Source organism: Streptomyces sp. NPDC004658, assembly GCF_040609555.1.
Taxonomy (GTDB): domain Bacteria; phylum Actinomycetota; class Actinomycetes; order Streptomycetales; family Streptomycetaceae; genus Streptomyces.
Genome location: NZ_JBEXKG010000003.1, coordinates 66,512 through 75,511, shown reverse-complemented (window position 1 = coordinate 75,511; position 9,000 = coordinate 66,512). Strand labels below are relative to the sequence as shown.

The window sequence follows — 9,000 nt, the reverse complement described above, 5'->3', positions numbered from 1 at the left end:
TCTCCGGTCGTTCTTGTTGGGCGGTCTGGGACACGGGGCGGCCGGCTGTCCTTGGTCGGGTGACGGCCGCCCCGTGGCGTGGCTACTGCTTGCGGCCCTTGCCGCGCTGGTCCTCGCGCTTCTGCGCCTGCTCGCGGATGCGGTCGACGCGCTGCTCCAGGGCCTTGGTGGACTTGCCGAGGGCTCGGCGGCGCTCGATGCGGACGCCGAGGGCGATCACGCTGGCCAGCTCGCGCAGGTTGTGTGGGTCGTGCGGGGTGGCGGCCATCGGTTACGCCTCCGTCTCGTCGTCGGCGGGCAGCTGGGCGGCGAGGGCGGTCCACGTCTGGGAGCTCTCCGCCCAGGCCGTGCTGGCGTGGGCGTAGATCGGGGCGCGGTCGCGGTAGTCGGGGTGGTTGGTCAGGCGGTGGGCCTCGGCGGCGAGCTGCTCGGCCTTGTGGGCGGCTTCGGTGGCCCGGGTCAGGGCTTCGGTGCGGTTCACGGTTCCTCCTTGATGGGCCGGGCTGTCCGGTCCCACCGCACCCCCGGGATCACTTTGCGGGTGTCCGCAAGGTGATCACCGGAGGACGGAAGGGCAGGTCAGCGGCCCTTGTGGAAGTCGCGCCACAGGCCGCGCAGGACCAGGGCGAGGATGGCAACGGAGACGGCGCCGATGGCGACGGCGACCGCGAACAGGGAGGCGACCAAGCCGCCGGCGATGCCGAGACCGCCGATGGTCACCCACTTCTTTGCGTCGAACTCCGGCCGGGCCGGCGCCGCGGGGGCGGCCGTCTGCTGCTGGGTGGCCTGCTGGGTGGCGAGGACAGCGGCGACGATCTGGGCGACGTCGACCGTGTTCGCCGCGGCCTCCCGGGCGGCGGCCTCGGCCTTCTCCAGGGCGTCGCTCATCGCGCCCACCTCCGCATCCGGGGCAGGTACGGGCGGGCAACGGCCCCGAGGGCGAACGCGACGAACACCGGCTTGCCGAGCAGCCATGCGATGACGGCGCCGACGAAGGCGAAGACGGACGGGATCAGGAGCAGCGCCCCGAGCAGGGCACCGAACAGGAGCCAGCGCATCACGCGTATCCGCCTTCCATCGGCTTGGCCGGGGCCTGCTGCCCGGTCTTCTTCGCGGCCCGGGAGAGGGCTGTGCGGACGTAGGGCTCGGTGACCACCAGGCGCCGTGTCCGGGCGACGTGCTCAGCGATCTCGCGGGCCGACGCGTCCGGCCCGAGGGCGGATGCGGCCTCCACGATCGCGCCCTCGGCGGTGACCGGCTCCAGCGCGTTGACCTGCGGCGCATCAGCCGCATCCGGTCGATGCACCTCATACTCCGGCGGACGGGTGCCTAGGACGAGGGCGACCTGTACGGCGGCCACCGGAACCCCGTGCAGGGTCAGTAGCTCGGCCAGCTCGGCGGGCGGCATATCCGGGTGCGCATCACGTGCGATCCGGATCGCATCCACCGGGTCCATCTCGGTGAGCTCCCGCCGCACCGCGTCCTGCAGCGACCGCGGCCGGGCCGGACTGACCGACGGCTTGTCGGCCTGTCCGCCGTACATGGATGCGAGGGCCGCATCGGCTCCGTCCCGGACGCGGACGCGCTGGACGTCGACCAGGCCGGCGCCGAGCTCGGTGTCCCCTACGCCGACGTACCGGGCGAGCCGCCAGTAGCGGCGGACAGCACGCTTGCGCTTGCCCTTGTCGGGGTGGCCGTCGGCGACGGCGCGGTGGTAGGCGAGCTGCCGGGCGGCGTCGGCGTTGCGGCGCATCACCTCGGCATCCAGGCCGGTGCGGTAGACGACGACGCTACGAGCGATCAACCCGAGGCCCTCGGCGGCGCCGGACATGGCGAGCGGGGTGACGGCGTACACCGCTGCCTCGCGCGGGCTGTTGGCGATCGCTACGCCGATGCAGCTGGCGGAGACGGGCGCGAGCCACATCCCGCCCCGCACGACGGCGGGCGAGGCCATGCCGAGCATGGTCCGCCCGAGCATGATCAGGGCGAGGATCAAGGTGAGGCCCTCACCGGCGGCGACCACGCCGGCCGCGGTCGCCTGCCGGTGGAACTCGGAGACGGCGTTGCTGTAGGTGCCCCAGGCGCCGAAGCCTCCGACGACGACCATGGCCACGGCGGCCACGCCGAGGACGCTGGCCTGCCCACGGGAGAGGTCACGGGTGCTCACTGGCCACCTCCGTCGAGGATCTCGGCGAGGTCGCGGCCGAGGGTGCGGAGCCGGTCGGCGGCCGCAGTGAGGGCGTCAGCCAGCTGCTCGACCCCGTCCGGGGTGTACGAGCCGGTGAAGTCGCCTTCCTCGACGTACAGCACGGGGTCCGGGCTGGAGTGCTCGGCGTAAGGCGACTGGGAGAGGACCGCCTGGAGGACACGGAAGCCGTTGACCTCGACGGTGTGCTCCGGCCCGTAGTGGGTGACGTCCGGCTTGAACTGCGCTTCGTCCGTGCGGTGGCCGATGCACCAGTCGGGCTCGTCGATCTCCAGCGTCTTGGTGACGAGCAGGTTCACGGTGGCGGTGCGGGGCTCGATCACCGGTCCTCCTCGGCGGGGAGGGTGACGGCCTCGGACCAGGTGGCGCCGGCGTCGAGCGCGGCCTGCGCCTGGTTGACGGTGACGTACCCGGCGATGGGGTGCTTGGCGAGGCGCTCGCGCAGATAGCTGGCCGTCCACTCGACGGTCGCGGGGTCGCCGTCGAGGACGCTGCGCAGGGCGATCCTTGCGTGCACGACGCGGTCGCTGAGCAGGCGGTTGTGTGCCTCGCTGCCGCCGAAAGTGGCGGGGTGCGGGAGGTCGATGGCTTCGAGTACGGCCGCGAGGAGTACGCGGACGGGCTCGGGGATCTGTGCGGTGATCACCGGGCCACCGCCTTGCGGATGGTGCCGGTGACGCCGGCCTCGGTGGCGCGCACGGTCAGCGTGTGGCCCGGGGTGCGGCGGATGAGGCCCGCGGCGATGAGACGCCGGGGGCGCGGGGAACTTGCGGCCCTCTCGGGGCGCGCGAAATGATCGGCCATGCCGACTCCTGGTTGCGTCAGGATGTTCGGTCGGGGGTCGGACGGTGCGATCGCCCCGGGTGCTGCAACGCCTGGGAGCTGCTGTCCGGCCCTCGCTGTCTATTCGGTTGTGGTGGCGTCCTCGGCGGACGCACGGCGGCGCTCGTCTCGCTTGAGCGCCTGGTCGATGGCCTGCCAGGTACGCCCGAGGGTGCGGGCAACCGCGGCGACGGTGCCCAGCTCCGCTACGCCTTCGCGCAGGGCCTGGGCTCGTCGGGCGGCGGCCTCGGAGGCGAGTCGGTTGAGCCGCTGCAACAGCTCTTCCTCTTCGCGGACCCGGTCGCGCCAGGGCTTGGGTTCCATCACGCCGACTGTATCCAACACCGGTGTTGGGTACAAGGTGGTCACGCCGACTCCTGCGGCTGAAAGAACTCCAGCCGCATCCAGTCGGCTGCCGTGGCGTACACGTAGCGGCACCACCGGCACTCGATGCGGGTCTGTCCGGGCAGCCGGGAGATCACCGCGCCACACACCACGCCCTCGGCCGTGATCGCGACGCACGTGCCGAGCCGCTGCGGGCGGGGCGCCGGGTCGCCGACGATCGACCGTGCCGCCGCTTCCAACGTCCACGTCTCGCGGCACAGGTCCCCGGTCCCCGGGTAGTGGTCGACGACCCAGTCGAGCTCCATCGCCAGCCATCGGCAGTCCGCGGCCAGGTCCGCCGGCGGAGGCGGCGGCGCATGGCGCGGCCAGCGTTCGCGCTGCACGTCCACCCGCCACAGCCGCATCACCTCGGCCGCGCGGCCCCAGTTCACGTTGTCGAGGACGTCCTCGTTGAGCGGGGACCGTGGGCCGGCCGCGCCCCGGGTGGTGACGATCTCGCCCCACCCGTGTCCGCGGGGCACCAGGCACTGGCCGACCTCGTCGTACAGCTTGGGCAGCTCGTCCAAGCGCTTGGCGAGCTGGACGGTGTGCCGCTCACACAAGTACCGGCCCGCGGTCTCCTCGCCGCACAGCTCGCACGCGCTCATCTCGGCTCCGTGTGGTCGTACTCGGACTCGCCGCACGCCGTGCCGTACCCCTTGGCCGTGCACGGGTGCAGCGAGCCCTCGCCCTGGTATGGGTGGCTGCTGATCGGAAACTTCTGCTGGCCGGGCACGGCCGCCTTGTCCGTGGCGCGGCCAAGGTCGCCCATGGCCTGGAGGTACATGCGAGCCAGCGGGGCGACGACTTCCATCAAGCCGGCCAGAACCGACTCGGTCGGCACCCACGTGAATCCGCCATCGGCCCTGTTGGGCGCGGGCATGGTGTCGTCGTCCGGGTCGATGAAGCGGTGGAGCCGCGCGCGCAGGGCCGCGCGCAGCTCCTCGTCGACCGCGGTCACCGGGTGACCTTGCGCTCGGCCTGCAGCTGGTACAGGCGGAGGCTGGCCAGGTAGTGGTCACCGGCCGCGCGCCGCCGAGCAGTTGTGGCGGCGGCACGGCTGCGGCGGGCGTCCTTATGGGCCCAGTAGGCGTGCAGCGATTCCATGGCCTGGGCGCCGATCGCGATGCCGTAGATGAGGAACAGGATCTCGTTCACAGTCATGGTCGTCTCCTTACGCGGCAGCTGCCGCAGCCTCGACTGCTGCTGAGGCCAGCTCGGGGGTGTCGAAAGTGCCGAGGTACATGCGGACTCGGTTCCGTTTAAGCGCTGCCTGGTACCGGCCGGACCGCACTCGGTAGACGCCCGGGGGGATTTCACGGCGGGGAAGCGCGCGGTTGAGGTTCGACTGCGACGGGGTGACCAGGCGCAGGTTGCTACGTCGGCAGTCCAGCCGATCGCGGTTGATGTGGTCGACGATGAGGCGGTAGCCAGTGCCGTCGGGTACGTCCATGAGCCAGCGGTGCAGCAGGACGACGGTGGCCCCCGTCCACAGCTGTGCGTAACCGTGGCTGCCGATGCTGAGCCGGCGCCGCCCGAGCCGCTCGAAGTCTTCCGGGTCGAGCAGCACGGTCTGCGGTCCGTCCGGGTGTGAGGCCAGTACCTCGATGTAGGCGCGCATCAAAACGGGGGCTCCTCCGAGTAGCCGGCGCCCTGCGCGGCGGGCTGCTGCTGCGGGGGCTGGTTGCCCCAGCCGCCGGCCTGCTGCTGGCCGTTTGCCGGACGGGCGCCCGCCCAGGAGTCGGGACTGGTTCCGCCCGCCTGCCGCTGTCCGCTGTCCGCCGGGTTCTTCTCGACCTTGGCGGTGGCGCGGGCGAGGGACGGGCCGACCTCGTCGACGTCCAGCTCGTACACGGTGCGCTTCACCTGCTCGCGGTCCTCGTAGCTGCGCTGCTTGAGGCGGCCCTGGACGATGACCCGGGTACCGCGGGTGAGGGACTCGGCGACGTTCTCGGCGGCTTGCCGCCACACCGAGCAGGTGAGGAACAGGGTCTCGCCGTCCTTCCACTCGTTGGTCTGGCGGTCGAAGACGCGCGGGGTGGAGGCGATGCGGAACTTGGCGACGGCTGCGCCGGCCGGGGTGAAGCGGAGTTCGGGGTCGTCGACCAGGTTGCCGACGACGGTGATCACGGTCTCTCCAGCCATCAGCTGGTCTCCTTCTGGTTGTTGGTGGGCGCGCAGTTGGCGTGGACGTAGGCCGGGTCACCGGCCCTGATGCCGCAGGCGCAGCACTGGAGGAAGTCGCCGCTCTCACCGGTGCTGGGGTCGGCCCAGCTGCCGAAGTGCAGGCCCTCGGTGGTGCCGCAGTCCTGGCAGGCGATGGGGTCGGTGTGACCGTGGCGGCGGGCGATGTCCGTCGTGGTGGACATGGGGGTCTCCTTCTCGGCCAGGCGGGCGAGCTTCTGTGCGTGGCGGGCGGCGAGCCCTCGCTGCCGGGCGGCAGCGAGGGCTGCGCGCCGGCGCTTGGCCGCTTCGGCGTGGGCCCGGGCTGCGGCGATCTTCTCGGCGACGACGTCGTCGACGTTCACGGCTGCTCGCCCGGCGCCAGGATCCGGCCGTCTGCGCGGATGATCTGGTCGAGGTCGCCGAGCGTCCAGGTGCGGCCATCCAGGACGAACACGGGGTGTACGCCGTGCTGGGGCGTGCCATCGGCGTCGGCCAGGCACTGGGCGGCCCAGGCGACGATCGGGCAGACCTTGCGGTCTCCGGAGCTGGGCGAGGTGACGACGATCTGCCAGCCAGCTTCGGCAGGGATGAGTGCGGTGATCTCGTTGCCGTCGTATCGGGTGCTGCTCACTGCGATCTCCTTTGTGGATGCCCCAGAGGGGGGACGGGGGGGACAGGGGGGACGCTGTTTGTCCCCCCCTCCCTCGCGCGGTACGCGAGTCGAGTAGTTATTGATCTTGATCTTCTATTTAGGCTGGTCACAGACTTGCTTGCGTCTGCAATAGTTCGGAGGCGGAACTAATTCGGGGTGTCCCCCCGGGAGAGAGGGGGGGACAATCGCTGTCCCCCCGTCCCCCCTGTCCCCCCGGTGTCCCCCCTCACGAAGGGGGGACGGGGCCGGGGACGAAACGTCCGTCCGTCTCCAGGACCCACTCCCGGAGCGCGGCGTAGGCGAACGCGTCGGCGAGGTACTTCTTGTCCCGGCCGGCGGTCCTGGCCCGCACCGTCTTGCGGGTCTGCGGCCCGCTGTCCCGGACCAGCACGGCCAGGCGAAGCGCCAGCCGTTCGACGGCCCGCTCGGTCCGGGCGTCCTCGGCCAGCTGCTTCGCGTGGTCGACGCGCACCTCTTCCTCGATGCGGGCCTTGGTGCGCTTCTCCTGCTCGCTCCTGCGCTGCGCCTCGCAGTAGGCCAGCACCGCGTCCCTCGTGGCGCACGACGACTCCCACAGGATCAGGGCCAGCCGCCAGTCCTCCGTCGTCACGTGCCGACGGCCGCCGAGGATGGCCAGCAGCGACGCGAGCTTCACGCGCATCACCGGGGCCTGCGAGTCGAACGGGCTCAGCTCCGACGGAGCGACCTGCCCGCGGACCTTGGCCAGGTCGGCGGCCCGCAGCTTCGCCTTGATCGCTTCGTCGAAGGAGACCAGGACGAAGCGGCTCGCCATGTCACTCGGCGGCGCGGTGGCCGCCTCCCGCCACGCGGTCAACTCGCCGGGCCACTCCGGCGGGACGTCCGGGATGGCCGGGTCGATGACCTGTACCCACACGAACCGTTGCGGCGTGCCCTCGGCGACTTCCTCGAACAGCGGGGCCACAGTCTCCGGCTGGAAGCCGACCAGCAGGCCCAGGCTGTACGAGCCGCTGGGGATGTACCGGCTGGTGTCCTTGCTGGCGTTGGTCTGCCCCAGCGTCTGGCCCACGGCCGCACTGCGCAGCGTCTCGCCGAGCGTCGACCCGGACCGCTCCTTCATCAGCCGGGTGATGGTGGCGCCCTCGTCGACGTAGAAGAAGGCGTTGTGCCGCACCTGCCGGCGGACGCTCACGGTGACGGGCGTCTCGGTCCCGCCCCGCTTGCGGACCTCGCCCGTCTCCTCCTCGACGATGCCCATGAACACCTCGGCCAGGCCCTCGCCGGAGCCGAGGGGCAGCCCGTCGCGGAAGTCCAGCTCTGGTGGGGCGGGCATGAGCCGGTCGGCCACCTCGACGCCGGTGGACTTGCCGATGCCGGACGGGCCGATGATCCCGCCGAACAGGTTCAGCGAGGCGTACCCGGCGATGCCGGTGTCGGCGCGGATGCGGTGCGACACCAGCGAGGACAGCCGGGTGAGGACCGACAGCAGGGCGACGTCACCGGACCGGGTGCGGGAGTGGCCGGCCTGCCGGATGTGCTGCAGCTCGGGGCGCGCGTTCCAGAACTCCTCGGGGATCAGCCCGGGCACGGGGGCCGGGCTGGTGTCGTCGACCGCCCCGAGGTCGGGCTCGTCGACAGGACCCTCGTAGGTCTCGGCGTAGCCGTGCTCGATGTCGCTCCAGTCGATTCCGTCGCCGCCGAGCAGGTCCCGGAGGTCGGAAGTTGCGGCGGTGTGGGAGACCGGCGGCCACGGCGTCCGGGGGTGCTGCATGCCGGAGCGCAGCCCCGACTCGATACTCGGCCGCGCGCGGCCCTCGGGGTGGTTGCCCGCGATGGCCGCCGACAGCAGTGCCTCGCGGGCCTCGGTCTCGGTGACCGCGCCGGCGGCGACGAGCGTGCCGACGTTGAACGCGGCCCGGTTGATCGTGTTGTTCTGGTCGCCGTGCGGTGCGCTGACGATCAGGTCGCACTCGTCTTGCAGGGCCTTGCGGGTGTAGGCGTCCAGCCGGTCGGACTTGACGGTGAAGGCGCCGGCGGCGCGCGGCTGGCCGCCGCGGAGCTTGGCCAGTGCCGCGTCCACGCCCTGCTGGATCGCCTCGGACGTCGTCACGCTGCCCTCCGAGCCTGCGGGGTGAGCGCCGCAGGCCAGGCGACGGCTGGCTGGAGGAAGCGGCCGTGTCCGGACCATTGGTACCGGCCGCCGCTGCCATGCAGGGACGGGGCGAGCAGGATGTAGCCGTTGTGCTTGACGTCCAGGCCGGGCCCGAGTGTGCCGGGCAGGCTGATGCCGGGGGTGCGGTACACGATGTGGAGGCCGCCGCCCCCGGTGAGCTGCATGACGGTGCCGGGCAGCACGCCGACGCGCTGCTCCAGGACCGCGAGGGACTTGTCGCCGCCGTGGCGGGGGTCGATGTCCAGGACGGCCCATCCGTTCAGGGCGCAAGGGGCGCCGATGTTGGCATCGGGTTCCTCGCGCCACCAGCGGCGGACCAGGTCGACGTCGGTGGTGGCGGCCCAGAAGCCGTGGCAGGTGGGGACGCCGCACCGGCATTCCTCGGGGCGGTGCGGGATGTACTGGCTGTTCTTCTGGTCGCAGCGCACGCAGTTGGCGTATGGGGTCTTGTTCCGGCGGACGCGGAAGACCTTGATGCCCGCCGCTGCGTAGGCCTCGGCTGCGGCCGGGAGTTCGGCGGGGATGCGGAGGTCGACGGTCACGAACTGCTCTCTTCTTCGAGCTGGATCGGTGGTTCGTGGGTGCGGGCGGGCGCCGCGGGGGGAGTGACGGCGCCCG

18 protein-coding genes are annotated in these 9,000 nt (G+C 71.9%); all 18 read right to left on the bottom strand.

The window, feature by feature from the left end; genetic code table 11:
• Positions 1-82: 82 nt before the first annotated feature.
• The 18 genes from ABZV94_RS02605 to ABZV94_RS02520 all read right to left on the bottom strand — a co-directional run bounded on the left by ABZV94_RS02605 (position 83) and on the right by ABZV94_RS02520 (position 8,924).
• Complete coding sequence (locus tag ABZV94_RS02605) at positions 83-268, bottom strand: hypothetical protein (RefSeq protein WP_356336382.1); 186 nt, start codon at positions 266-268, stop codon at positions 83-85.
• 3 nt (positions 269-271) lie between these two features.
• Positions 272-481, bottom strand: a complete 210-nt coding sequence (locus ABZV94_RS02600; RefSeq protein ID WP_356336380.1) for a hypothetical protein — start codon at positions 479-481, stop codon at positions 272-274.
• Positions 482-579: 98 nt separating this feature from the next.
• Positions 580-888 (bottom strand): hypothetical protein, encoded by a 309-nt coding sequence (locus ABZV94_RS02595; protein ID WP_356336379.1) that lies wholly within the window; start codon positions 886-888, stop codon positions 580-582.
• On the bottom strand, positions 885-1,061 hold the full coding sequence (locus ABZV94_RS02590; RefSeq protein WP_356336557.1) for a hypothetical protein: 177 nt from the start codon (positions 1,059-1,061) through the stop codon (positions 885-887). Before ABZV94_RS02590 ends, ABZV94_RS02595 begins: the two co-directional genes overlap by 4 nt.
• The gene (locus ABZV94_RS02585; RefSeq protein WP_356336377.1) at positions 1,058-2,167 is read right to left on the bottom strand and encodes a hypothetical protein; all 1,110 of its coding nucleotides are present in this window, start codon (positions 2,165-2,167) and stop codon (positions 1,058-1,060) included. Before ABZV94_RS02585 ends, ABZV94_RS02590 begins: the two co-directional genes overlap by 4 nt.
• Entirely contained in the window at positions 2,164-2,529 is a 366-nt protein-coding gene (locus tag ABZV94_RS02580; protein ID WP_356336375.1) for a hypothetical protein, read from the bottom strand. Before ABZV94_RS02580 ends, ABZV94_RS02585 begins: the two co-directional genes overlap by 4 nt.
• Complete coding sequence (locus ABZV94_RS02575) at positions 2,526-2,852, bottom strand: hypothetical protein (protein WP_053211156.1); 327 nt, start codon at positions 2,850-2,852, stop codon at positions 2,526-2,528. Before ABZV94_RS02575 ends, ABZV94_RS02580 begins: the two co-directional genes overlap by 4 nt.
• A complete protein-coding gene (locus ABZV94_RS02570) occupies positions 2,849-3,010 on the bottom strand; it encodes a hypothetical protein (protein ID WP_356336372.1) in 162 nt (53 codons plus the stop codon). Before ABZV94_RS02570 ends, ABZV94_RS02575 begins: the two co-directional genes overlap by 4 nt.
• A gap of 99 nt (positions 3,011-3,109) precedes the next feature.
• On the bottom strand, positions 3,110-3,352 hold the full coding sequence (locus ABZV94_RS02565; protein ID WP_356336370.1) for a hypothetical protein: 243 nt from the start codon (positions 3,350-3,352) through the stop codon (positions 3,110-3,112).
• Positions 3,353-3,393: 41 nt separating this feature from the next.
• Entirely contained in the window at positions 3,394-4,020 is a 627-nt protein-coding gene (locus ABZV94_RS02560) for a hypothetical protein (RefSeq protein WP_356336367.1), read from the bottom strand.
• Entirely contained in the window at positions 4,017-4,373 is a 357-nt protein-coding gene (locus ABZV94_RS02555) for a hypothetical protein (protein ID WP_356336365.1), read from the bottom strand. Before ABZV94_RS02555 ends, ABZV94_RS02560 begins: the two co-directional genes overlap by 4 nt.
• On the bottom strand, positions 4,370-4,576 hold the full coding sequence (locus tag ABZV94_RS02550) for a hypothetical protein (RefSeq protein WP_356336363.1): 207 nt from the start codon (positions 4,574-4,576) through the stop codon (positions 4,370-4,372). The genes ABZV94_RS02555 and ABZV94_RS02550 overlap by 4 nt, the downstream gene beginning before the upstream one ends.
• Positions 4,577-4,586: 10 nt before the next feature.
• Positions 4,587-5,033 (bottom strand): HNH endonuclease, encoded by a 447-nt coding sequence (locus ABZV94_RS02545; protein WP_356336361.1) that lies wholly within the window; start codon positions 5,031-5,033, stop codon positions 4,587-4,589.
• Entirely contained in the window at positions 5,033-5,557 is a 525-nt protein-coding gene (locus ABZV94_RS02540; protein WP_356336359.1) for a single-stranded DNA-binding protein, read from the bottom strand. Before ABZV94_RS02540 ends, ABZV94_RS02545 begins: the two co-directional genes overlap by 1 nt.
• The gene (locus ABZV94_RS02535) at positions 5,557-5,940 is read right to left on the bottom strand and encodes a hypothetical protein (RefSeq protein WP_356336358.1); all 384 of its coding nucleotides are present in this window, start codon (positions 5,938-5,940) and stop codon (positions 5,557-5,559) included. The genes ABZV94_RS02540 and ABZV94_RS02535 overlap by 1 nt, the downstream gene beginning before the upstream one ends.
• Positions 5,937-6,209, bottom strand: a complete 273-nt coding sequence (locus tag ABZV94_RS02530; RefSeq protein WP_356336356.1) for a hypothetical protein — start codon at positions 6,207-6,209, stop codon at positions 5,937-5,939. The genes ABZV94_RS02535 and ABZV94_RS02530 overlap by 4 nt, the downstream gene beginning before the upstream one ends.
• Positions 6,210-6,456: 247 nt before the next feature.
• On the bottom strand, positions 6,457-8,319 hold the full coding sequence (locus ABZV94_RS02525; RefSeq protein ID WP_356336354.1) for a hypothetical protein: 1,863 nt from the start codon (positions 8,317-8,319) through the stop codon (positions 6,457-6,459).
• The gene (locus ABZV94_RS02520; protein ID WP_356336353.1) at positions 8,316-8,924 is read right to left on the bottom strand and encodes a bifunctional DNA primase/polymerase; all 609 of its coding nucleotides are present in this window, start codon (positions 8,922-8,924) and stop codon (positions 8,316-8,318) included. Before ABZV94_RS02520 ends, ABZV94_RS02525 begins: the two co-directional genes overlap by 4 nt.
• Positions 8,925-9,000: the final 76 nt, after the last annotated feature.

What these genes read in the sequence shown, in the direction of transcription:
- ABZV94_RS02605 (WP_356336382.1), bottom strand. Translation starts at nt 268, where the DNA reads ATGGCCGCCACCCCGCACGACCCACACAACCTGCGCGAGCTGGCCAGC.
- ABZV94_RS02595 (WP_356336379.1), bottom strand. Translation starts at nt 888, where the DNA reads ATGAGCGACGCCCTGGAGAAGGCCGAGGCCGCCGCCCGGGAGGCCGCG.
- ABZV94_RS02570 (WP_356336372.1), bottom strand. Translation starts at nt 3,010, where the DNA reads ATGGCCGATCATTTCGCGCGCCCCGAGAGGGCCGCAAGTTCCCCGCGC.
- ABZV94_RS02565 (WP_356336370.1), bottom strand. Translation starts at nt 3,352, where the DNA reads ATGGAACCCAAGCCCTGGCGCGACCGGGTCCGCGAAGAGGAAGAGCTG.
- ABZV94_RS02560 (WP_356336367.1), bottom strand. Translation starts at nt 4,020, where the DNA reads ATGAGCGCGTGCGAGCTGTGCGGCGAGGAGACCGCGGGCCGGTACTTG.
- ABZV94_RS02550 (WP_356336363.1), bottom strand. Translation starts at nt 4,576, where the DNA reads ATGACTGTGAACGAGATCCTGTTCCTCATCTACGGCATCGCGATCGGC.
- ABZV94_RS02545 (WP_356336361.1), bottom strand. Translation starts at nt 5,033, where the DNA reads ATGCGCGCCTACATCGAGGTACTGGCCTCACACCCGGACGGACCGCAG.
- ABZV94_RS02540 (WP_356336359.1), bottom strand. Translation starts at nt 5,557, where the DNA reads ATGGCTGGAGAGACCGTGATCACCGTCGTCGGCAACCTGGTCGACGAC.